General features: G+C 62.5%; 22 protein-coding genes, 3 tRNA genes and 1 pseudogene. 11 read left to right on the top strand and 15 right to left on the bottom strand.

From position 1 onward, the window contains the following. Positions 1-125: 125 nt before the first annotated feature. The 8 genes and pseudogenes from P0D68_RS09740 to P0D68_RS09705 form a co-directional block, all read right to left on the bottom strand. Positions 126-1,324: pseudogene (locus P0D68_RS09740) on the bottom strand (pyridoxal phosphate-dependent aminotransferase). A gap of 147 nt (positions 1,325-1,471) precedes the next feature. Then, positions 1,472-1,906, bottom strand: a complete 435-nt coding sequence (gene nusB, locus P0D68_RS09735) for a transcription antitermination factor NusB (protein ID WP_091799810.1) — start codon at positions 1,904-1,906, stop codon at positions 1,472-1,474. Then, positions 1,903-2,406 (bottom strand): 6,7-dimethyl-8-ribityllumazine synthase, encoded by a 504-nt coding sequence (gene ribH / locus P0D68_RS09730; protein ID WP_007180751.1) that lies wholly within the window; start codon positions 2,404-2,406, stop codon positions 1,903-1,905. The genes nusB and ribH overlap by 4 nt, the downstream gene beginning before the upstream one ends. Positions 2,407-2,455: 49 nt before the next feature. Next, entirely contained in the window at positions 2,456-3,592 is a 1,137-nt protein-coding gene (ribBA, locus tag P0D68_RS09725; RefSeq protein WP_408185176.1) for a bifunctional 3,4-dihydroxy-2-butanone-4-phosphate synthase/GTP cyclohydrolase II, read from the bottom strand. Positions 3,593-3,793: 201 nt separating this feature from the next. Beyond that, positions 3,794-4,408 (bottom strand): riboflavin synthase, encoded by a 615-nt coding sequence (locus P0D68_RS09720; protein ID WP_091799818.1) that lies wholly within the window; start codon positions 4,406-4,408, stop codon positions 3,794-3,796. A 15-nt stretch (positions 4,409-4,423) separates the two neighbouring features. Then, positions 4,424-5,605, bottom strand: a complete 1,182-nt coding sequence (ribD, locus tag P0D68_RS09715; protein ID WP_408296285.1) for a bifunctional diaminohydroxyphosphoribosylaminopyrimidine deaminase/5-amino-6-(5-phosphoribosylamino)uracil reductase RibD — start codon at positions 5,603-5,605, stop codon at positions 4,424-4,426. 71 nt (positions 5,606-5,676) lie between these two features. Further along, complete coding sequence (gene hemL / locus P0D68_RS09710; RefSeq protein WP_408296288.1) at positions 5,677-6,960, bottom strand: glutamate-1-semialdehyde 2,1-aminomutase; 1,284 nt, start codon at positions 6,958-6,960, stop codon at positions 5,677-5,679. Positions 6,961-7,099: 139 nt separating this feature from the next. Beyond that, positions 7,100-7,645: a hypothetical protein gene (locus tag P0D68_RS09705; protein WP_091799827.1), complete on the bottom strand. Its 546-nt coding sequence runs from the start codon at positions 7,643-7,645 to the stop codon at positions 7,100-7,102. Between the two features lie 331 nt (positions 7,646-7,976). Here P0D68_RS09705 and P0D68_RS09700 point away from each other — a divergent pair, with 331 nt between their 5' ends. The 5 genes from P0D68_RS09700 (at position 7,977) to P0D68_RS09680 (ending at position 11,150) form a co-directional block, all read left to right on the top strand. Next, positions 7,977-9,197, top strand: coding sequence for a Bcr/CflA family multidrug efflux MFS transporter (locus tag P0D68_RS09700; RefSeq protein WP_408296291.1), 1,221 nt, complete (start codon positions 7,977-7,979; stop codon positions 9,195-9,197). A 119-nt stretch (positions 9,198-9,316) separates the two neighbouring features. Next, on the top strand, positions 9,317-9,547 hold the full coding sequence (locus tag P0D68_RS09695) for a hypothetical protein (RefSeq protein ID WP_038457419.1): 231 nt from the start codon (positions 9,317-9,319) through the stop codon (positions 9,545-9,547). A gap of 200 nt (positions 9,548-9,747) precedes the next feature. Then, the gene (locus P0D68_RS09690; protein ID WP_408296294.1) at positions 9,748-10,152 is read left to right on the top strand and encodes a RidA family protein; all 405 of its coding nucleotides are present in this window, start codon (positions 9,748-9,750) and stop codon (positions 10,150-10,152) included. A 319-nt stretch (positions 10,153-10,471) separates the two neighbouring features. After that, positions 10,472-10,747, top strand: a complete 276-nt coding sequence (locus tag P0D68_RS09685; protein ID WP_408296297.1) for a hypothetical protein — start codon at positions 10,472-10,474, stop codon at positions 10,745-10,747. 43 nt (positions 10,748-10,790) lie between these two features. Then, the gene (locus P0D68_RS09680; RefSeq protein ID WP_091799836.1) at positions 10,791-11,150 is read left to right on the top strand and encodes a superinfection immunity protein; all 360 of its coding nucleotides are present in this window, start codon (positions 10,791-10,793) and stop codon (positions 11,148-11,150) included. A 41-nt stretch (positions 11,151-11,191) separates the two neighbouring features. Here the strand turns inward: P0D68_RS09680 and P0D68_RS09675 are convergent, their stop codons facing one another. The 5 genes from P0D68_RS09675 to rph all read right to left on the bottom strand — a co-directional run bounded on the left by P0D68_RS09675 (position 11,192) and on the right by rph (position 16,116). Next, complete coding sequence (locus P0D68_RS09675; protein WP_408296300.1) at positions 11,192-12,553, bottom strand: alkaline phosphatase family protein; 1,362 nt, start codon at positions 12,551-12,553, stop codon at positions 11,192-11,194. Between the two features lie 811 nt (positions 12,554-13,364). Further along, positions 13,365-13,454 (bottom strand) — tRNA-Ser (locus P0D68_RS09670). A 55-nt stretch (positions 13,455-13,509) separates the two neighbouring features. After that, entirely contained in the window at positions 13,510-14,739 is a 1,230-nt protein-coding gene (hemW, locus tag P0D68_RS09665; RefSeq protein WP_091799839.1) for a radical SAM family heme chaperone HemW, read from the bottom strand. Next, positions 14,736-15,383 (bottom strand): RdgB/HAM1 family non-canonical purine NTP pyrophosphatase, encoded by a 648-nt coding sequence (gene rdgB, locus P0D68_RS09660; protein WP_408296304.1) that lies wholly within the window; start codon positions 15,381-15,383, stop codon positions 14,736-14,738. Before rdgB ends, hemW begins: the two co-directional genes overlap by 4 nt. After that, positions 15,376-16,116, bottom strand: a complete 741-nt coding sequence (gene rph, locus P0D68_RS09655) for a ribonuclease PH (RefSeq protein WP_408296307.1) — start codon at positions 16,114-16,116, stop codon at positions 15,376-15,378. The genes rdgB and rph overlap by 8 nt, the downstream gene beginning before the upstream one ends. A gap of 209 nt (positions 16,117-16,325) precedes the next feature. Between rph and P0D68_RS09650 the strand changes: the two genes are divergently transcribed. The 5 genes from P0D68_RS09650 (at position 16,326) to P0D68_RS09630 (ending at position 21,275) form a co-directional block, all read left to right on the top strand. After that, a complete protein-coding gene (locus P0D68_RS09650) occupies positions 16,326-17,249 on the top strand; it encodes a YicC/YloC family endoribonuclease (protein WP_091799848.1) in 924 nt (307 codons plus the stop codon). A gap of 18 nt (positions 17,250-17,267) precedes the next feature. Continuing rightward, on the top strand, positions 17,268-17,945 hold the full coding sequence (gene gmk, locus P0D68_RS09645) for a guanylate kinase (RefSeq protein ID WP_091799852.1): 678 nt from the start codon (positions 17,268-17,270) through the stop codon (positions 17,943-17,945). 60 nt (positions 17,946-18,005) lie between these two features. Next, positions 18,006-18,209: a DNA-directed RNA polymerase subunit omega gene (gene rpoZ / locus P0D68_RS09640; RefSeq protein WP_006025620.1), complete on the top strand. Its 204-nt coding sequence runs from the start codon at positions 18,006-18,008 to the stop codon at positions 18,207-18,209. Between the two features lie 93 nt (positions 18,210-18,302). Further along, complete coding sequence (locus P0D68_RS09635) at positions 18,303-20,660, top strand: RelA/SpoT family protein (protein ID WP_408296311.1); 2,358 nt, start codon at positions 18,303-18,305, stop codon at positions 20,658-20,660. A gap of 108 nt (positions 20,661-20,768) precedes the next feature. After that, the gene (locus P0D68_RS09630; protein ID WP_091799857.1) at positions 20,769-21,275 is read left to right on the top strand and encodes a phage protein NinX family protein; all 507 of its coding nucleotides are present in this window, start codon (positions 20,769-20,771) and stop codon (positions 21,273-21,275) included. Between the two features lie 121 nt (positions 21,276-21,396). On the opposite strand, the gene P0D68_RS09625 is transcribed toward P0D68_RS09630, so the two are convergent. Both P0D68_RS09625 and P0D68_RS09620 read right to left on the bottom strand, forming a co-directional pair. Beyond that, a tRNA-Arg gene (locus tag P0D68_RS09625) sits at positions 21,397-21,473 on the bottom strand. 82 nt (positions 21,474-21,555) lie between these two features. Next, a tRNA-Arg gene (locus P0D68_RS09620) sits at positions 21,556-21,632 on the bottom strand. A 120-nt stretch (positions 21,633-21,752) separates the two neighbouring features. Between P0D68_RS09620 and greB the strand changes: the two genes are divergently transcribed. Further along, a complete protein-coding gene (gene greB / locus P0D68_RS09615; RefSeq protein WP_408185369.1) occupies positions 21,753-22,322 on the top strand; it encodes a transcription elongation factor GreB in 570 nt (189 codons plus the stop codon). The last annotated feature ends 50 nt before the right edge of the window (positions 22,323-22,372 follow it).

Raw genomic sequence — 22,372 nt, 5'->3', positions numbered from 1 at the left:
GGGCCGAAGCTTGGCAGCGTAACTCTGGCAGCGCTGGCGGCTCGACGCAGCAGCCGCAACAAAAAAGGACACCCGGTTGAGTGTCCTTTTTTTTCGTCTGCTGATTGAGAAGTGTGTTGCTTCGCTCAGCCTTTTCCGAAAAGCTTCGCCAATCGCTCGACCGCTTCTTCCAGTTTCGGATACGCGGTGGCGTACGAAAGCCGGATGTAGTCCTTCGGCGCATGCGTACCGAAATCCATGCCCGGCACCAGCACCACGCCGGCATCGTGCAACATGGCCTTCGTGAGCGCCGCGCTGTCGCCGGCTGCCGGATGCGCGACCGTGCGGCAGTCGGCGTACACGTAGAACGCGCCGTCGGGCATGACCGGTACCGAGAAGCCGAGCGATTGCAGCGCCGGCGCGATGAAGTCGCGGCGACGCTTGAACTCCAGGCGCCGAGCTTCGTAAATCGCGATCGTTTCCGGCTCGAAGCAGGCGAGCGCCGCGTGCTGGGCGAGCGCAGAGGCGCAGATGAACAGGTTTTGCGCGAGCTTTTCGAACGCGCTCACCATGCCGGGCGGCACCACCAGCCAGCCCAGGCGCCAGCCGGTCATGTTGAAGTACTTCGAGAAGCTGTTGACGGTCACCACGTCGTCGCCGAATGAGAGCGCCGAGACGGGCTTGGCGTCGTAACTCAGGCCCTGTGGTAGATCTCATCGACGATAGTGAAGCCACCACGCGCCCGCACGGCCTTGACGATGCGTTCCAGTTCAGCCGGTTCGATCGACGTGCCGGTCGGATTCGACGGCGACGCGAGCAATACTCCACGGGTGTGCTCGTTCCAGAGCCGCTCGACGTCGGCGGCGGTTAGCTGGAAACGCTCCGCCGGACCACTCGGCACCATCACCGGCTTGCCCTCGGCGGCGATCACGAAATGACGGTTGCAGGGGTAGCACGGGTCGGGCATCAGCACTTCGTCGTCGCGATCGACCAGCGCCGCGCAAGCCAGTAGCAACGCTGCCGACGCGCCGGCAGTGACGACGATGCGCGCCGGATCCACGCTGACACCATAGAAGTCGGCGTAATGCGCTGAGATCGCTTCGCGCAGCGCGTGCAGGCCAAGCGCGTTGGTGTATTGCGTGACGCCGCGGCGCAGCGCGCTCGCGGCGGCCTCGATGACCGGCTCGGGCGCCGTGAAATCGGGTTCGCCGATTCCCATGTGAATGATGTCGCGTCCGTCGCGCTCGAGAAGCGCGGCCTCCTTGGCCAGCTCCATCACATAGAAAGGCTGGATGGCGTCCACGCGTGCGGCAAGCCGTACCAAGGGTTCGGTCACGGAGTTCATACGATCAAATCCAGTTCAGGAGCAAAAACGGGACTACGTGTTGCGCGTGTGTTTCCGCGCGACACGCCGTCCTTGCAAGCGGTTTTGTTTCGCTGCGTTCAGCAGGGCACACGGCAAGACTCACACAGTAAGCCATGCGCCTTGCGCTCAACGCTTGCGAGCCGCCTGCGTTTCATCCACGCGCAGTTGCGCCGACAGCTTGTCCAGCACGCCGTTCACGTACTTATAGCCGTCCGCGCCGCCGAACGTCTTGGCGAGTTCAACCGCTTCGTTGATCACCACGCGATACGGAATATCGAGGTGATTCTTCAGCTCGAACGCGGCCACCAGCAGCACGGCGCGTTCGACAGGCGAGAGCTGCTCGATCGGACGGTCGAGACACGGGGCGATGGCCGCGGACAGTGCTTCCGAATCGCGGATCACGCCGTGCAGGATGGCGTCCAGATGCTCGTGGTCGGCCTTGTCGAAGCCTTGTGCGCCGCGCAGTTGCGCGTCGATTTCACCGCCGGGCGAGCCCGACAGCAGCCACTGATAAAGCCCCTGCGTGGCCAGTTCGCGGGAGCGTCGGCGTGCGCTCTTCATGCCTCTTCCTCTTCGTCTTCTTCCTCGTCATCGCCGCCGAGTTGTTCGAGCGCGACGGCGAGATTCGCCATTTCGACGGCCACGCGCGCTGCGTCGCGACCCTTTTCGGTCATGCGTGCAACCGCCTGTTCGTCGTTCTCGGTAGTCAGCACCGCGTTCGCGACCGGAATGCCAAAGTCGAGCCCGATACGGGTGATGCCCGCGCCGCTTTCGTTCGAAACCAGTTCGAAGTGGTACGTTTCGCCGCGAATCACCGCGCCGAGCGCGATCAGTGCGTCGAATTGCGCGCTTTCGGCGAGCTTTTGCAGCGCCAGCGGGATTTCCAGCGCGCCCGGCACGGTGACCAGCAGCACGTCTTCGCCCGTCACGCCGAGGCGTTCGAGTTCTTCGATGCAGGAGTCCGCGAGGCCGTTGCAAACGGGTTCGTTAAAGCGCGCCTGGACGATGCCGATACGCAGTCCGTCGCCGTCGAGATTCGGTTGGTATTGTCCGATTTCCATGAGAATTCCGTGGTGTTTTGAGTGGGCGCTAAGCGCGTGAATGGTCGGATCAGCCTTGTTGCGGAGCCTGCGCGGTGCTGCCCGGCATCGGTACGAAGCCCGTGACTTCGAGACCGTAGCCCGACATGCTGCCCAGCTTGCGCGGGTTCGACAGCACCTGCATCTTGCCGACACCGAGCTCGCGCAGAATCTGCGCGCCGATGCCGTACGTCTTGAAGTCGACCGGCCGGCGTTTGAGTGCTTCCGCTCTTTCCTTCGAGTCGAACGCCTTGAAAACGTCGATCAGATGGTCCTTCGAGTCGCCGCAGTTCAGCAGTACGATCACACCGCAGTCGCGTCTGGCGATCTCTTTCATGGCCGCGTCCAGCGTCCATGAGTGGGTGGATTCGCCCACTTCGAGCAGATCCAGCACCGACAGCGGCTCATGCACGCGCACCAGCGTGTCCTGATCCGCGCAGGGCGTGCCGCGCACAAGTGCGATATGCGGCTGGCCGCTCGGCTGGTCGAGATACATGACCGCGCGAAACGCGCCGTGCGCCGTCTGCATGGTGCGCTCGCAAATCCGTTCGACGATCGACTCGGTGCGGCTGCGATAGTGGATCAGGTCCGCGATCGTGCCGATTTTCAGGCCGTGCTCTTTGGCGAATTCCAGCAGGTCCGGCAGGCGCGCCATCGTGCCGTCGTCGTTGATGACCTCGCAGATCACAGCGGCCGGCGTGAGGCCTGCCAGCGCGGTGAAGTCGCAGCCCGCCTCGGTGTGGCCGGCGCGCACGAGCACGCCGCCGGGCTGGGCCATGATCGGGAACACGTGGCCGGGCTGCACGATGTGCTCGGCCTTGGCGTCCGGCGCGACCGCCGTAGCGATCGTGCGGGCGCGGTCGGCCGCCGAGATGCCGGTCGTGACGCCTTCAGCCGCTTCGATACTCACGGTGAACGCGGTGCCGTACTGGGTGCCGTTGCGGTAGGTCATGAGCGGCAGGTTCAGCAGCTTGCAGCGTTCCTGCGTGAGCGTCAGACAAATCAGGCCACGGCCGTAGCGGGCCATGAAGTTGATCGCTTCCGGCGTGACGAATTCGGCGGCGATCACGAGGTCGCCCTCGTTTTCGCGGTCTTCTTCGTCGACGAGGATCACCATCCGGCCGGCTTTCAGTTCGGCGATGATCTCTGGAGTGGAGGCGAGCGTCATGTTGGCGAGAGTTTCGAAGAAAGCGCGTATTTTACGCCACGCGCGAGCCCAAGTCGCCTCCGCCGAACGGCATAGGCCGTTTGGCCGACTGGCGATGAGCCGTCCGCCGTTGCTATGCTCGTTGAAAACGATAGACGCATGAACCGGCTGAAAGCGGCAGGGCGCCGCCGCCAGCCCATGCGTGGCCGGGCTTGCGGCCTGTTATTTGGGCGCGTTCAGCATGCGCTCCACGTACCGCGCGATCAGATCGATCTCCAGATTCACCTGTGTGCCTTCACGCAGCCGCTTGAGCGCGGTCACTTCCACGGTGTGCGGAATCAGGTTGATCGAGAATTCGCAGCCGTCGTCGCGATCTTTAACCGAGTTGACGGTCAGGCTCACGCCGTTGACGGTGATAGAACCTTTGTACGCCAGATAGCGGCCGATCTCGCGCGGCGCCAGCACGCGCAGTTCGTGCGATTCGCCGACCGGCGCGAAATGCGTGACCGTGCCGAGGCCGTCCACGTGTCCGGAAACGATATGGCCGCCGAGCCGGTCGTGCGCGCGCAGCGCCTTCTCGAGATTGACTTCGCCGGTTTCGCCGAGGCCCGCCGTGCAGTTCAGGCTTTCGCGCGACACGTCGACTTCGAACGAATGGCCGGTCTTGGCGACCACGGTCATGCAGGCGCCCTGGATCGTAATGCTGTCGCCGAGCTGCACGTCGCCGAGATCGAGGCCGCCGGCTTCGACGTTCAGGCGCACGCCCGCGTCGCCGTCCGTGCCGAGCGGCTTGACTGATTCAATGCGGCCCACGGCCGCGACGATTCCAGTGAACATCGTGCTAATCCTTGATCATTTCGAAACGGGTTGGGACGCGGGATCGCCGCCGGGCTTGGGTTCGGGTTCGGGTGCTGACTCCGGCGCGGGCTCGGCCATGAAGCGCGCGAGAATCCGCAAATCGTCGCCGATCCGGTCGACCGCGTGGAAGTTCAGTTTGACGCGGGCCTCGAGTGTTTCGGGCGCGCCCAGACTGAACATGCTCATCGAATCCATGCCGAGCAGGCTCGGCGCGAGATATACCAGCAGTTCGTCGACACAGCCTTCGCGCAGCAGCGAGCCGTTCAGCTTGTAGCCCGCCTCGACGTGCAGTTCGTTCACGTTGCGCTCGCCGAGCACTTTCAGCACTGCGGGCAGATCGACCTTGCCGGCCGGGTTCGCCAGTTGCACGATTTCGGCGCCGCGTTCGCGCAACGCGGTGGCGCGCTCGGCATGGCGCTGATCGAGATTGCCGCAAAAGATCAGCGTTGGCGCACCGGCCAGAATCTGTGCCTGCGGCGGCACATCGAGTTGGCTGTCGATCAATACGCGTTGTGGCTGGCGCGGCGTGTCGACGGCGCGCACCGTCATGCGCGGATCGTCTTCTCTCACGGTGCCGATGCCGGTCAGGATCGCCGACGCGCGAGCGCGCCAGGCGTGGCCGTCGGCGCGTGCCGCTTCGCCGGTAATCCATTGACTGATGCCTGAAGGCAAGCCGGTGCGGCCGTCCAGCGAGGCCGCGACTTTCATGCGAACCCAAGGGCGGCCGCGGGTCATGCGCGAGACGAAGCCGATATTCAATTCGTATGCTTCGGTGGCGAGCAGTCCGCAGCGCACTTCGATGCCGGCGTCGCGCAAGATGGCGAGGCCACGTCCGGATACCAGCGGATTGGGATCTTCCATCGCCGCGACCACGCGCGCGACCTGAGCTTCGATCAGTGCGTTGACGCACGGCGGTGTGCGTCCGAAGTGACTGCATGGCTCAAGCGTCACGTAAGCCGTGGCGCCGCGCAGATCGTGGCCGCGCGAGCGTGCATCTTTCAATGCGCGAATCTCGGCATGATCCTGACCGGCCGGTTGGGTGAAGCCTTCGCCGATCACCTCGCCGTTCTTGACGAGCACGCAGCCGACCCGGGGATTCGGGTCGGTGGTGTACATGCCGCGCTTGGCCAACGCGAGCGCGCGTTCCATATGGACGAAATCGGTTTGCGAAAACATCGGTGTCCGGTCGGGTACGGTGACTAGGCTGTCATGAGCTGCAGTTTTAACGATGCGTCGTCTCGCCGCGCTCAGGCCACAAGCGAGGCGAACGCGCCGCGAGCGGCTTCGATCGTGGTGTCGACGATCGCGTCGTCGTGAACGATCGAAACGAAGCCCGCTTCATAGGCCGACGGCGCGAAGTACACGCCGGCGTCCAGCATCTTGTGGAAGAACGCGTTGAAACGCGGCACGTCGCTTTTCGTGACTTCGGCGAAGCTCGTCGGAATCGAATCCGTGAAGTAGAGGCCGAACATGCCGCCGAGCGAATCGGCTGCGAACGGCACCTTGGCTTCACGCGCGGCACCCGCGAGACCTTGCACGAGGCGCGTGGTGCGCGCGGCGAGCGTGTCGTAGAAGCCCGGTGCCTGGATCAGTTGCAATGTTTTCAGGCCGGCCGCCACCGCGATCGGGTTGCCCGACAGCGTGCCCGCCTGGTAGACGCCGCCGAGCGGCGCTAGGTGGGCCATGATGTCGCGCCGGCCGCCGAAAGCCGCCGCCGGCATGCCGCCGCCGATCACCTTGCCAAGACAGGTCAGATCGGGCGTGATGCCATAGACCTCTTGCGCGCCGCCCAGGGCGACGCGGAAGCCGCACATCACTTCGTCGAAAATCAGCACCGAACCGTACTCGGTGCACAGGCGTCGCAACGCTTGCAGGAACTCGGGCGTGGCGCGCACCAGATTCATATTGCCGGCCACCGGCTCGACGATGACCGAGGCGATCTCGTTGCCGAATGCCTTGAACGCTTCTTCGAGTTCGGCGACGTTGTTGTACTCGAGCACGGTAGTGTGCTTGGCGATATCCGCCGGCACACCCGCCGAAGTCGGATTGCCGAAGGTCAGCAGGCCCGAACCGGCCTTCACCAGCAGGCTGTCCGCATGGCCGTGATAGCAGCCCTCGAACTTGACGATACGGCTGCGGTTCGTGAAGCCGCGAGCGAGGCGCAGCGCGCTCATGGTCGCTTCGGTGCCGCTTGACACCATGCGCACCTGTTCGATGGAGGGCACCAGCTTGCAGATTTCCTCGGCGATTTCCACTTCCGATTCGGTCGGCGCACCGAACGAAAAGCCGTTGCCCAGCACGCGCTGCACGGCTTCGAGAACCTCCGGATGGACATGGCCTAGGATCATCGGGCCCCATGAGCCGATGTAGTCGATATAACGCTTGCCGTCCGCGTCCCAGAAGTAGGGGCCCTGCGCGCGCTCGATAAAGCGCGGCGTGCCGCCGACCGAGCGGAAAGCGCGGACCGGCGAGTTCACGCCGCCGGGAATGGTGCGTTGCGCGCGTTCGAAGAGGGTTTCGTTTTTGGACATGGCGATGACTGGAATTGGGGTTGCGCAGCGGCGCAGATCGCCTGTCGGCGAGTCGCGCGGCGCTGGGATAAGTGGAGAAATTGTACCGGAGTCAGCGTGAACAGGTTTCCCGCACGCGCTCGTGGCGCGTGCGGCTCTCTCAGCTTTTACGCGGGCCTTTGGTGGCTGCGCGCTTTTTCGCTGCCGCGTGAGCCGTGACCTTACTCGAATGGGTTGGGCCCGCCGGCGTATCGAACTTCGGCGGTTTGCGTTTGCCGGTCAGCTCCGCCCAGCGCTTTTCCAATGCGCCTTCGGCGATCGGCTTGATCACGGTGCCCGAACTCTGTGCGTCCCATGTCTGTACCGAGAAAGGATGCGTGCGCAACGTCTCGCGTGAGATCACCACGCCTTCGTGTGCATCGACCAGCCAGTCGTATACGAAGTCGATGCATAAACGGTAGCCCCGTTTCGTCGCCGCATCCGGAACCTCGTACGGTGCACGCGTCACATAACCGGAGCCGAAAATGCCCTTTGGTTCCTGCGCGACCCGATGCAGGAAGACTCGGTCGCCTGGCAGGATGCTGCGCGCAAATCCGCAGCCCCACACGTCAGCCACCGCGACGCCGGTAGAGACGCGTTTGGCCACGTCGGGCAACTCGGGCCAGGGCCATTTTTTGGGGCTCCAGATCAGCAGGAATGCGGTCATCGCGGAATGAGCGGAATAGTGGGGAAGAGCGCCGCGAACACTTGGAATGTGGCCGCAGCCGTTCAGGCGGCAGCATAGCCGATCGGCGGTGCGCCTGCCGTGCGTGGCCGATGTGCGGCGGGCTGCGCCGTGAGAAGTCCCCGGGGCCGCCTAACGAAGTAACCGACCGGCTTCCTCGACGCGGCCGTACCCGACCCGCGCCCACCGTCGCCATCGTCCCCGAAGCCGCAGGCGGTTAACCGTCGAGTACAATTGAATCTATCACGCTGCTGCTGTCCCCGTTTCACCTGTTGCGCTGCCGATGGCGGCGCGGCGCTTCATCTGGAATCCCATGTCTCACGTCACCAGAAGCCGGCCCGATGGCCGGCTGATTCTGTTGCTCGGCGCGCTCGCCGCGTGCGGGCCGATTTCGATCGATATGTATTTGCCGAGCCTGCCTACTATCGCGCAGGCATTCGCTATCAGCACCGGCGCCGCGCAGACCACGCTCACCAGCTTCATGTTCGGCTTTTCGATCGGCATGCTGCTCTACGGTCCGTTGTCGGATACGTATGGCCGCCGGCCGGTGCTGCTCGGCGGCATCGTCATGTATGCGCTGGCCAGCGTGGCCTGTGCGCTGTCGTTCTCGATCGGTTCCCTGGTCACGTTCCGTTTCGTGCAGGCGCTGGGCGCGGGCGCGGCTTCGGTGCTGGCCCGAGCCATTGCACGCGACGCCCACGGTCCGACCGATGCCGCCCGCGTACTCTCGATGCTCGCCATCGTCACGTCGATCGGGCCGTTGCTTGCGCCGTTGATCGGCGGGCAGTTGTTGCTGCTCGGCGGCTGGCGTGTCGTCTTCGTCGTGCTCACGCTGTTCGGCACGGTGTGTGCGGTCACCGCGTTTCTCAAGGTGCCGGAAACGTGGCCGCGCGAGAAGCGCGCCCAGTCGGCGCTGCTGAAATCGTTCGGCGCGTATGGCAAGTTGTTGCGCGATCCGGTTGCGTGGGGGCTCATGCTGTGCGGCGGCATGGCGTTCGCGTCGATGTTTGCGTATATCACGGCGACGCCGTTCGTCTACATCGAGTATTTCCATGTGTCCGCGCAGCACTACGGGTTTTTGTTCGCGCTGAATATCGTCGGCATCATGTTCGGCAACTTCATGAATACGCGACTCGTCGGCCGGCTCGGTTCGCTGCCGATCATATCGTTCGCCGCAACCGTGAGCTGCATTGCCTCGCTGTTTGTCTGTCTGGTATCGCTGACCGGATGGGGCGGTCTGTGGTCGATCGTGTTCGGCCTGTTCTTCGTGGTCGGCGTGGTTGGTATTCTGTCCGCCAACTGCACGACCGATCTGATGCATCGCTATCCGGTGAATGCCGGCGCCGCGGCCGCCGTGTTCGGCGCCGTCCAGTTGGCCCTCGGCGCCTTGTCGAGTCTCGCGGTTGGACTCTGGCAGGACGGCTCGCCCAAAGGCATGGGCGTCACGGTGGGAGTGGCAGGCTTGCTCTGTTATCTCGGCCGGATCCTGGTTGTCAGGTGGCATGGAACCAAGGCGCCTGTCGCGGCCGTTTAAAGGGCAATGAGGCGCGAACCGCGCGGCGTCTACGGAAAACACCAGGTGTTGCGCGCGCGCGACCGTGCGTTTCAATTTGCATTGCTATGATGGAGCCACTGTTCCTCGGAGCGGCAATCATGGCGATCAGAGATTTGATGAACGGCGAACGGCAACACGCTGCTTTCGCTGAAGCGCAGAAGCTGGCGGACAGCGGCGCCTATCACGATTACACGGACATCGAATACGTCTTGCGCTTTGATTACGGCTTGTCTGATGTATCGGCGCTGCTCGACAGCCAACTGATGCATCGCGACCTGAATCGCCGTTGCGCGGATGCGCGCGAGAAACTCGAGATGCTTGGCGTGTGACGTCCAACGCGAGACGTGCGCGGTCGAGCGGCTCTCGCATCGAGGTGTGCCAATCGTGTGAGGTGTTGTGCCGGAAACGGCCAGCGCTTCCACGTCGCATGATTCTCGCGTCGTCGCTTCATCGCTTCGGCGTAATGGCATGCTCTCGCGCGAATGTGCCGCGTGCAGCGTCATGCGCCGTCACATCTGGAGTGGTCTTCATGTCTGGTAGTCAACACGACTCGCATCTTCCACATACAGAAAATCCCGCTACGCTCTCCAAGCCGGGCGGTCATTACAGCCACGTCGCAATCGCGAATGGTTTCGTGTTCGTCTCGGGACAACTGCCGATCACCGCGCAAGGCGACAAGCTCTCCGAGGCTTCGTTCGAGGTTCAGGCCGAACAGGTGTTGGCCAATGTGCGAGCTGCGCTCGAAAGCGCGGGCAGTAGCATCGCGCAACTGGTGCAGGTGCGCGTCTACATCGTCGATGTCGAGCACTGGATGAGCTTCAATCAGATCTACGCGCGGTGGGCGGGCGAGGCTCGACCCGCACGTGCCGTCGTGCCGGTTCCTCAACTGCATTACGGTTTCAAGATCGAGGTCGAGGCGACCGCGCTGGTTTAGGTGACGGCAAAACATCGGCAATGAGCGATATCAAGCCGCGTGGTCGCTGAATCTTTCGACCGTGCGCGTGAAAGCGGGACCTGCAACGGGTCCCGCAAGCAGACGAAATCGACAAAACGCTTGCGCAAATCGGCTAACCGCCTGGTCATACCCGCACGCTCCACATGCCAGGGCCAGCGCCACATTGTTCGGCTGGTAGCAATTGTGATTTCACGCTATCGGCATAGAAAAAAGATAGGTCCCAACTAAACTCAATCTTGTCAGCGGCGCGCGTCTTAACCGGCGTGCGGCGCTCTTGAAACCGGATTGGGGATTCACCATGAAAAGCAAACTTCTTGCGGCGTTGCTCATCGCAGTTACCAGCGCGATCGCTGCGCCCGCGTTCGCCAGCGGCTACGGGCCGGCACCTTCCTATCGTCCTTCAGTCGGGGCTCCTGCTTCACAACGAGGCCAGAGCGCGCAAACCATTGCAGTGGAACGCAACGATGCGGCTGGTTCTGTCAGTGATTCGTATGGTGGTGTGGTGGCGCAAACATTCGCGTCGGGCAGTCGTCAACCTGACGTGGCGGTTGGTAGCGTGTACTCACGTCACTAACTTGAGCGTGGTTTGCTGGCCAAGGCTGTAGCGAGGTGTCGAAATGCTGAAGTTTATTGAAGGTGCGGCTCTGTTGGGTGCGCTGATGCTTTATCTGGTTCCATCCATGATTGCGGACGCCAGAGATCGGGAATATGCCTTCGCGGTGACCATGGTGAACATCCTGCTCGGGTGGACGGTGATCGGTTGGTTCGCTGCGCTGGTGTGGGCGCGGTATCCAGTCAGCGACCGTCGCTTGAAGCACTTCGCGAGACGGGCGCAACGCGCGGTCGCACGAGTCACGATCGATGCCATCGTTGCACGCGCTGAATGTCGTGGCAGTTCAATCCCGGTATTCAATCCTCGCGTGGCGCCATTGGTTGCGCGCATTGCGGCAAACTGTCATCGCCATCCACGGGACTAGGTTTCTCCGTGTGGTCAAGCAATAGACGGCGCCAGCTTCTTTCACGACCCGCCTTTATAGGTTGCAACAACGCCCGCAAGGTCTCCCCAGTTCGGCGAAGACAGCAGCTCCGGATGGTCCTGTTGAACCTTCAGCGCGACGCTGCGAAAGGCTTGCGCACATGCGGAGAGGTCGGCTGGCGGCGTGACGGGCGGCGCGACAGGCGAGCTCTTTGGTGTCGGCAGATTCAGTTTGGGAGCAGGGCCCGGCGTTTTCACTTCAGAAAGCGCGGAGCTGAGTTTCGAAAGCTGTGTGCGCGCGCTGACTGGAGCGGAGTACGTGCCACCCGCATTGAACTTGTCCGCGAGAAGCTGAAGTATCGACGTGTGGTCCAGGTTGCCGGAATGGACGCCGCCCGGTGTCACGTAGGGCGAGATCAGGAACGCCGGTACCCGCAGCCCGGTGGTTTGGAACTGATAGCCGGCGACGTCGGTGGGAATCGCAAGGGGACTGACGTGATCGAAAAATCCCCCATGCTCGTCATACGTGACAATCATCAGCGTCTCATCCCAGCGTTTGGACGCGGAGATGGTTTGATAAATGCCGGCAAGGAACGCTTGCCCCGGAGCGACGCCGGTAGGTGAGTGATCGTCATTCGGTGCGAGATGCGGGCCGTCGGTGTATTCCGGCTCGATGAAAATGACCTGAGGCATGTTCGCACCGTTCGTCCAGTCTGCCTTGAAGCGCGAGTATCGCCTGAACCTGCCTCCGTTGCCGTTTAGCGGCAAGGCGAGAGAAGTCACGATTTCAGGTAGCCACTTGGGCATCAGGCTGAAGAACGGGAAAAATCCTCCCGACTGGTAGACGCACCAACTCGCAGCGTGTGCGGTCAGCCAGTCATAAACCAGGGACTGCTCAGGAAGAAAACCCGAAACGTTGTCGCTAATCGCGCTCTCTCCCGACATTGCCATCAGGCGATTTGCCTGAGTTCCCGTGGGAAGCGGCGCAAACCAGCTATCGCACACCATGAAATTCCTGGCGAAGAAATCGAAAACAGGCAGTGCGTCGGCGGAGTAGTAGCCCATTACCATCGAAAGGTCGGCTGGCGGAGGATTTTGTGTCGCGTAGCTCGCGACGAATCCGCCCAGTTCCGGGCAGCCTCCGTTCGCGCAGGGGGTGTTTATTTGTGTCGAAATCGGCGTGCGGTCATGCGGAGGGTCGGGGATGAGTTGGGTCGACGGTGAAAGAGCATGGATGGGGTAGGTCTTGCCGTCGTAGAGGTTCGTGAAATTCTGCTGCCAGGCGGGATCGGCCGAGAGTCCGTTGACATCCTTTCCCTTGAGGCTCAGGTAGCCAAGCACATGGTCGAACGACCTATTCTCCATCATTACGACGATGATGGTCTTGATGTTGTCCAGTGACATGTTGCCTCCGTTATCTCGCCATCAAGGCGACGACCTCGCCTGCTGAAGTGCCGGCGCGAAGGAATCCAGGGGAGCGCGGCACTCCGGACATCCTGACTCGAATGGATTTCCTTTGTTAGCGTCCCGGAGCGCGGGCTGGGACCACGTGGGTCGAACGTTCGCTGCGAGGGCTCGGACCTCTTGCGCAGGTTCGACGCGGCAGTCTTGCTTCCGGGTAGACGTTAAGGCTAGTTCACGTCACATCACTGTTCAACTTCAGTTGCGTTGTGGCGTCGTTGTGGCGTTATAGGAAAGGCCCGGTTCAAACCGCCATCGGTCCGCTAACTGGCTTTCCCTGCGGCTTCCGTGTTCGCAGTGGTTATCCCAAGGATCGGATTTTCTGTTTGCTAAGACACGTCCTCAACCTCCTGAAACCACCGTTTCTCCCATACGGAGAGCTTGTCTTTTTTCAGATGCCGCCGCGGATTGCCGCACATCCAGCAACTGCATGGGGTAGGTGTATCGACGACCTTACCGAGTTCCTCGGAAGTCAGGCGACGCCCCCACCAATAGAAGCGCCGATTTTTCATAATTCGCGCCCGGTCTGCCCGGCGCCGCGCTGTACCTGCCATTTCGCACCTCAATTTCGATAGCTGAATGTGCGAAAGCCCGCTCAAGGCGGGCTGGATGGCAAATCGGATTTTGTGAAGTCTAGACCTTCTGGCGGCGCTTGTCGCGCATGCAGCGCTCGTGCAACGAAGGCTGATCAGCCAGGACCGCGCAGATGCGGTACAAATGAAAACGGGCCCAAAGGCCCGTTTCATTGATGTTCTGGCGGAGGCGGTGAGATTCGAACTCACGGAAAGATTGCTCCTTCGCCGGTTTTCAAGACCGGTGCCTTAAACCACTCGGCCACACCTCCAAGCCCTAAATTGTAACCTGAAAAAACCTCGCTGCGGCATGCTGTCGATCCGCAATCACTGCGGATCTTTCAGAAACAGCTCCTGCAAATCGTTCAGGAAAGCCTGGCCGAGCGGCGTCGGCGCAATTTTTTCGTGGTCGCGCGTGATCAGCTTGCGCCGTTCGGCTTCCTGCAAAGCCGGTTCGATCGACGTCATCGACATGCCCGTGCGCTCGATGAACCGATGCACCGGAAACCCTTCCACCAGTCGCAGCGCGTTCAGCATGAACTCGAACGGCAGGTCGCGCGTGCCGACTTCATGCTCTTCCTGCACTGCCGTGCCGGCCTTCGCCTGCTCGATGAACGTGGTGGGATGCTTGTAGCGCGCCTGGCGCAGCACGCGATTCGGAAACGACAGCTTGGTATGCGCGCCCGCACCGATGCCGAGATAATCGCCGAAACGCCAGTAGTTCAGATTGTGCTTGCTCTGCCTGTGCGGCTGCGCATACGCCGACACCTCATAACGCGCGTAACCCGCGGCCGTTGTGCGCTCATGAATCCAGTCCTGCATGTCGGCGGATGCATCGTCGTCGGGCAGCGCGGGTGGGAACTTTGCAAACAGCGTGTTCGGTTCGAGCGTCAGGTGATAGAGCGACAAATGCGGCGGCGCGAACGACAGCGCCGTCTCGACATCCGCCTGGCATTCGGCGAGCGTCTGCCCCGGCAGCGCGAACATCAGGTCGAGATTGAAGTTGTCGAAGGTGGTCGAGGCCACTTCAACGGCATGGCGCGCCTGCGCTGAATCGTGAATGCGGCCGAGCGCCTTCAGATGCGCTTCGTTGAAACTCTGAATGCCCACCGAGAGCCGGTTCACGCCGCTCGCGCGAAACTGCGCGAATTTGTCGGCTTCGAACGTGCCGGGGTTGGCTTCGAGCGTGATTTCCGCGTCGGCGTCGAGCGGCAGCAGCGCGCGCACGTCCGATAGCAGCCGATCGAGCCCGGCCGCCGAAAGCAGACTGGGCGTGCCTCCGCCGATGAACACCGTATGCACCTGCCGTCCCCAGACGAGCGGCAACGCCATCTCGAGATCGGCGCGCAAGGCGTCGAGATACTCGTTTTCAGGGAACGTGTCGCCTTTCCATTCATGCGAATTGAAATCGCAATACGGACACTTGCGCACGCACCACGGAAAATGCACATACAGCGCCAGCGGCGGCAGCGACGTCAACCGGATGCTGCCCGGCGACGTGAAGGCCTTGATGACGCCGTTGCCGATATCGGCAGGCACGGGTTTGATCGGAATCACGCTTCCTCCGTCAGGCGCTCGAGCAGTTGCCGCAACGCAATCGCCCGATGGCTGCTGGCGTTCTTCACCGCCGGTTCGAGTTCGGCGGCGCTCGCATTCAGCGCGGGCAGAAAGAAGTACGGGTCGTAGCCGAAACCATGTGCGCCGCGCGGCGCGTCCAGCATTTCGCCATGCCAGCGGCCTTCGGCGATCAGCGGCTCGGGATCGTCCGCGTGACGCACCAAAGCCAGCACACAGAAGTAATACGCGCGCCGGTCGGTTTCGCCTCGCAACGCCGACATGAGATGGGCATTATTCGCCGCGTCGCTCTTTTCGCCGCCGGCGAGTTGTGCGTAGCGCGCCGAATAGACGCCCGGCGCGCCACGCAGCGCGCGCACGCAGAGGCCCGAGTCGTCGGCGAGCGCGGGCAGGCCGGTCAGCTTCGCAGCGTGGCGCGCCTTGGCCAGCGCGTTTTCAACGAACGTGGGGTGCGGCTCCTCAGCCTCCGGCACGTTCAGCTCGCCTTGCGGAATCAGGTCGATGCCGGCCGCGCCGAGCAACGCCGCAAACTCGCGCAGCTTGCCCGCGTTGTTCGACGCCAGCACGACTTTCTTCAACGGCGAAGCGGATGCGGCTGCGCCATTGTTTTGACTCACCTCATTCACCCTTTTGCTCCAGCGCCGCTTTTTGCTTCGCGATCAGCGTATTGATGCCGTCGCTTGCCAGATCCAGCAGCGCGTTCATTTCGTCGCGCGAGAAGGGCACGCCTTCGGCGGTGCCCTGAATTTCGACGAAGCCACCCGCGCCCGTCATCACCACGTTCATGTCGGTGTCGCACTGCGAGTCTTCGTCGTAGTCGAGGTCGAGCATCGGCAGTCCGTCGTACACGCCTACCGAAATCGCCGCGACGAAGTCGGTGATCGGCGAGCTTTCGATGCGGCCCGTGGCCAGCAGTTTGGCCACCGCGTCATGCGCCGCTACGAACGCGCCGGTGATGCTGGCCGTGCGCGTCCCGCCGTCGGCCTGGATCACGTCGCAATCGATATGCAGCGTGCGCGCGCCGAGCTTTTCCAGATCGAACACCGAGCGCAGCGCGCGGCCGATCAGGCGCTGGATTTCCTGGGTGCGGCCAGTCTGCTTGCCGCGGGCGGCTTCGCGGTCGCTGCGGGTGTGCGTGGCGCGCGGCAGCATGCCGTATTCGGCAGTGAGCCAGCCCTGGCCGCGGTCGCGCAGAAACGACGGCACGCTCTCGGCGATGCTCGCCGTGCAGATCACTTTCGTATCGCCGAATTCGACCAGCACGGAACCCTCCGCGTGCTTCGTATAGTGGCGCGTAATGCGCACGTCGCGCAGCTGATTGGCCTGGCGGCCGCTGGGGCGTTGGGTGTCGTTGGTCATGTTGGAATCGGTCAGGAAGAAAAGCAGGAGGGAAAGCGCGATTTTACAGCCGATCGGGCGAGGCGGCTGCCCGCATGTGCCTTGGCTCTCCAAGGGGCTCATCGCCAAAAATGGGATAATGGCGTTTCCCCGCCCCGCGTCTCGTACACGCCGGGCGATTCGAGTCTCCGGCCATCGTCGAACGCATGGCCACAATCGCGAGAAATACGATGATCTACAGCATGACTGGCTATGCGAGCGCCACGCGCGAACTCGTCCCGGCCTCGGGCACAGGCGGCGTGAGCGTATCGGTCGAACTGCGCACCGTGAACTCACGCTTTCTCGACCTGAACTTCCGTATGCCGGAAGACGTGCGCGTGTGCGAACCCACGCTGCGCGAAATGTTGATGAACAAGCTGTCGCGCGGCAAGGTCGATATCCGTATCAATCTGCAACGCAGCGAACAGTCCGCCAACGCGGGATCGATCAATCGCGACGCGCTTGCGCAACTCGCGCTGCTCGAACGCACGGTGCTCTCCACTTTTCCGGAAGCAGGGCGCCTGCGCACCGGCGAAATTTTGCGCTGGCCTGGCATTCTGGCCGAAACCGGCGTGGCGCCCGAAGTGCTGCGCGACGCCGTGCTCGCCTGCGGCAAGCAGGCCATCACCGACCTGATCGACGTGCGCGCCCGCGAAGGCGCGCAACTGGCGACCATGCTGCTCGCCAACGTCACCGAAATGGAAGCGATCGTCACGAAGATCACGCCGCTCGTGCCGGAACTGATCGCCAAGCATCAGCAGAAGATTGTCGAACGCTTGCAGGAAGCGCTGGGCATCGCCGCGCCGGATACGGCGGCGACGAGCGTCTCGCGCGAAGAAATCAACGAACGGATTCGCCAGGAAGTGACGATGTACGGCATCCGTATCGACATCGCGGAAGAACTGTCGCGCCTCACGGCTCACCTGAACGAAACGCGTCACGTGATCCAGAAGGGCGGCAAGGTCGGCAAGCGCCTCGACTTCATGATGCAGGAACTCAACCGCGAAGCGAACACGCTCGGTTCGAAGGCGGCCGCGAAGGAACTGGCGGATTCGTCGATGACCCTGAAGCTGCTCATCGAGCAGATGCGCGAGCAAGTACAGAATCTGGAATAAGGCTGGAGCACCACACAAATGACCGACCACCACACCCGCGAAACGCCGCGCAATCCGTACGCCGGTGCTTACCCCGGCAACCTGTTCATGGTCGTCGCGCCCTCGGGCGCCGGCAAGTCGACGCTCGTGAACGCGCTGCTCGCCGGCGACGACGCGATCCGTCTGTCGATTTCGTACACCACGCGCCCGCCGCGTCCGAAAGAGCAGGACGGCGAGCACTACCACTTCACGACCGTCGACGATTTCATGAGGCGGCACGACGCCGGTGAGTTTCTGGAAAGCGCGGAAGTGCATGGCAATTACTACGGCACCTCGCGCGTGTGGATCGAAGACCAGATGAAAAGCGGCCATGACGTGCTGCTCGAAATCGATTGGCAAGGCGCGCAGCAGGTGAAAAAGCAGTTTCACAACGCGGTCGAAATCTTCATCTTGCCGCCCTCGCTCGAAGCGCTCGAAGAGCGTCTGAAGAAGCGCGGCCAGGACGAGCCGAACGTGATCACGCGGCGGCTGCTCGCGGCCGGCAGTGAGATGGCGCACGCGGCGGAAGCGGAGTACGTGGTGATCAACGAGAAGTTCGATCGCGCGCTCAGCGAACTGCAATGTCTCGTGGCGGCGACGCGTTCGCGCTTCGCCTCGCAATACGCGCGCCACACGCAGCTTTTCGTGCAGCTCGGCATTCACCTGCCACACGCGTGAGCGCGGCGGTGACGCCAGCACATAAGGTAGAATAAGCAACATACTGAGAAGGAACCCAACATGGCCCGCATTACCGTCGAAGACTGCCTCAAACAGATCCCGAACCGTTTCGAACTCGCGCTTGCCGCAACCTATCGCGCGCGTCAGCTCGCGCAAGGCCACACGCCGAAGATCGAAAGCCGCGACAAGCCCACGGTCGTCGCGCTGCGCGAAATCGCGGCGGGTCAGGTCGGCGTCGAAATGCTGAAGAAGGTGCCTGTTTAAGGCGCACTGTTCCGTTTTCGATTGCGCATTGCCACACCTGTAATTGATCCACGTGCAGACCGGCGTCCAACCCTAACCGCTACGGAGGCGAACATGAGTGCTACCCCGCCCACCGCCACGGAAGTGGAACACGACGTCGACTCACCCTCGTCTGCACGCAAGTACATCGACGCGGTCCTCGAACAGTCGTTTCGCCATCTGTTCGGCCCGACCGCCACGCCGGAGCAACCGCGCCGGCATGACGTCGTCTCCATTGCCAAGCTGACCTCCGCCTTGTCCGGCTATCTGCAGCCGGAAGAGATCAAGGACGTCAAGGCGGCCTTCCATTTCAGCGACGAAGCCCACCTCGGCCAGTACCGCCAGAGTGGCGAGCCGTACATCACGCATCCGGTCGCCGTCGCGGAAATCTGCGCCGGTTGGAATCTCGACGCGCAGTCGATCATGGCGGCGCTGTTGCATGACGTGATGGAAGACCAGGGCGTGACCAAGGCCGAACTCGCCGAGCGTTTCGGCGCGAAGGTCGCGGAACTGGTCGATGGGTTGTCCAAGCTGGACAAGATGGAGTTTCGCAATCGCGAAGAGGCGCAGGCGGAAAACTTCCGCAAGATGCTGCTCGCCATGGCGCGCGACGTCCGCGTGATCCTGGTGAAGCTCGCCGACCGGCTGCACAACATGCGCACGCTGGGCGCGGTGCCGCCGGAGAAGCGCCGGCGCGTGGCGCGCGAAACGCTGGATATCTACGCGCCGATCGCTCACCGGCTCGGCCTGAACAATACCTATCGCGAGCTGCAGGACCTGAGCTTCGCGAACTTCAATCCGCATCGGTACGCCACGCTCGAAAAAGCCGTCAAGGCGGCGCGCGGCAACCGGCGTGAAGTGGTCGGCAAGATTCTCGAGTCGGTGCAGCGCGCCATTGCCGATGCGAAGCTCGACGCCGAAGTCACTGGTCGCGAGAAAACCATCTTCAGTATCTACAAGAAGATGCGCGACAAGCAGTTGTCGTTCTCGCAGGTGCTCGACGTGTACGGCTTCCGTGTGGTCGTGGATAGCGCGCTGGAGTGCTACACCTGCATCGGCGCGTTGCATGCGCTGTACAAGCCCGTGCCGGGCAAGTTCAAGGATTACATCGCGATCCCGAAGGTGAACGGCTATCAGTCGCTGCACACCACGCTGGTCGGCCCGTTCGGTGCGCCGATCGAGTTTCAGGTGCGCACGCGCAAGATGCACGAAATCGCCGAAGCGGGCGTGGCCGCGCACTGGCTGTACAAGAACGGCGGCGCGGATCTGAACGATGTGCAGAAGCGCGCGCATCAATGGCTCAAGTCGCTGCTCGACATTCAAAGCGAAGCGGGCGATTCGAGCGAATTTCTCGAGCACGTCAAGATCGATCTGTTCCCGGACGCGGTCTACGTGTTCACGCCGAAGTCGAAGATCATGGCGCTGCCGCGCGGCGCCACGGCGCTCGACTTTGCGTACTCGATCCACAGCGACCTGGGCAACCAATGCGTCGCCGTGAAGATCAACAATGAACTGCTGCCGCTGCGCACTGAGTTGAAGAGCGGCGATATCGTCGAAGTTATCACCGCCCCTTATTCGAAGCCGAATCCGGCATGGCTCGGTTTTGTGCGCACCGGCAAGGCTCGCTCGGCGATCCGCCATTACCTGAAGACCATGCGGCTGAACGAATCCGTTCAGCTCGGCGAGCGTCTGGTCGATCAGTCGCTGAAGGGCTATGGGTTGGCGCTCTCGGATGTGACGCCGGAAGCGTGGGAAAAGCTCGTGCAGTGGACCGGCAACAAGAACCGTCAGGAAATTTTCGCGGACATCGGTCTCGGCCGGCGCGTCGCGGCGGTCATGGCCAAGCGCATCGAAGTGCTGATGAGCGGCCGCGACGCCGACGACGACGGCTCGCGCTCCGACAGCAACGCGCCGCATGCGCCGCCGGTCGTCATCACCGGGACCGAGGGGATGTCGGTGCAGCTGTCCGCGTGCTGCCGTCCGATTCCGGGCGACGACATCATGGGCTATATCGGCATTGGCCTCGGCATGGCGATCCACACTACGGATTGCCGTGTTGCGCAGCGTATCCACCGGCGCGATCCGGGCCGCTGGATCGACGTTGCATGGGCGCCGCAACCGGGCCGTCTGTTCGACGTCGCGGTGAAAGTGCTGGTCAAGAACACTAAGGGTGTATTTGCCCGCGTGGCGGCGGATATCACGTCGGCGGACGCCAACATCGTCCACATTGCAATGGACGAGGATCTGTCGCAGGAATCCACCGTGTTGCGCTTCGTGATCCAGGTCAGCGATCGCGTGCACCTGGCCAATGTCATGCGACGGGTGCGGACAAACCCGGACGTCATGCGCATTGCACGGGAGCGACCGAGCGAAGAAGGGCATCACCGTCACGACGGCGGGATGCGGATCGACCGCGAGCGGGCGGATTACTGATCGGCGGCAGTTGCCCTGAGTCGTTTTCGGGGCGCGTCCAATCTCTTCGTTCGAATCTGAACGCACCGGCTACGCGCGAGTCTCACCCGAAACTCAGGGAGAACGCTTGTGAATGTAGCTGACCTCACCGGACTGGCGCTCGATTATTGGGTCGCCCGCAGCCTGCACGACTTCGTGCGCGAAATCCACTTTACCGATAGCGGCGAAACCGTGTCGATTCGCGGCAATGACCGCGGGCGTCCGTGGGATGGCCGTTTCACGCCGTCCACGTCGTGGGAGGCGGCGGCGGCGGTACTGGAGCGCGCGCAGCGGCTCGAGGTGCGCGAGAGAACCCACCGCGGCGCGGCTCACTGCATCGCGGAATTCGAAGGCGGGCACCGCACGGTGGAAGGGCGGGGCGACTCATTGCGGGTCGCGCTCTTGCGGGCGTTCGTCGAAAGCCGTTTCGGCGATACCGTCGGCGATGTGCTGCACGAGGCGCAGGCGCTGACCGGCGGCCGGGCGCAACCGATCGGCGAGCGGGAAATCGCCGGCGATCACGTGGCGGGACATTCGTTTGGAGATGCGCCCAGCCCGGACGGGCAGATCGGGGATATTCAGTCACCGCCACGGTAATGGCAGCATGCTGCGCCGCGGCGGGAAGCTGCGAGGGCGGTGCTGCGGGACAAAAAGGCTGGGGGACAAAAAGCTGAGCGGCAAAAACAAAGGGCCTTCCGATCGGAAGGCCCTCTATAGGTGGTGCGGCTGGCAGGATTCGAACCCACGACCCCTTGGTTCGTAGCCAAGTACTCTATCCAACTGAGCTACAGCCGCACGCTAAACGGGTGATGCTTACTTACTGCACTGAAACTGGGTAAAACGTAAGGGCCTTCCAGGAGGAAGGCCCTCGAATAAGTGGTGCGGCTGGCAGGATTCGAACCCACGACCCCTTGGTTCGTAGCCAAGTACTCTATCCAACTGAGCTACAGCCGCACGCAGAAACGAGATTATAGCAAAGGTTTTGAAAAAGGGAAGCATGTAACTGCGATTTGTCTCATAGTCGTGATCGTGTACCCTTGATAGGCAGTCGCTTGCTGCAGTTACCGGACCATCATGAACAAGGCCTTTGTCAAAGAGTCGAGCGAAGAGAATGACGACGATCTCGACGTCGCCCAGCCGGACGTGCCCGCTGGTACAAAAAACTACATCACGCCCGCCGGCTACCGGCGCATGCGCGACGAACTGCTGCATCTGATCGACGTCGCGCGGCCGGAAGTGGTCAAGCTGGTCTCGTGGGCCGCCTCAAACGGCGATCGCTCCGAAAATGGCGATTACATCTACGGCAAACGCCGCTTGCGCGAGATCGACCGACGCATCCGTTTTCTCACCAAGCGCCTCGATCTTGCTGAAATCGTCGACAGCAGTAAGCAGGAGAACGTCGACCAGGTGTTCTTCGGCGCGGCTGTCGAGTACGCGACCGAAGATGGCGAGGTGCACACGGTGACGATTGTCGGTGTCGACGAAGTCGATCTGGATATCGGCCACGTGAGCTGGATTTCGCCGATTGCGCGGGCGCTGCTGAAGGCGAAAATCGGCGATACGGTGACGTTGTATACCCCTGCCGGCCCGCAGCCGATCGACATACTGGACGTCAAATATCCTCCGCCTGATGCCGGCGGTTAGGCCGGGCTCCAATGCGCGGTCTATCGTGTTCTAACCAGGAACCTCGGGCG

The organism is Paraburkholderia sp. RL17-380-BIE-A (assembly GCF_046028085.1).
GTDB lineage: Bacteria > Pseudomonadota > Gammaproteobacteria > Burkholderiales > Burkholderiaceae > Paraburkholderia.
Note: the sequence above shows the minus strand (reverse complement) of the source record. Positions and strands in the feature narration are given on the sequence as shown.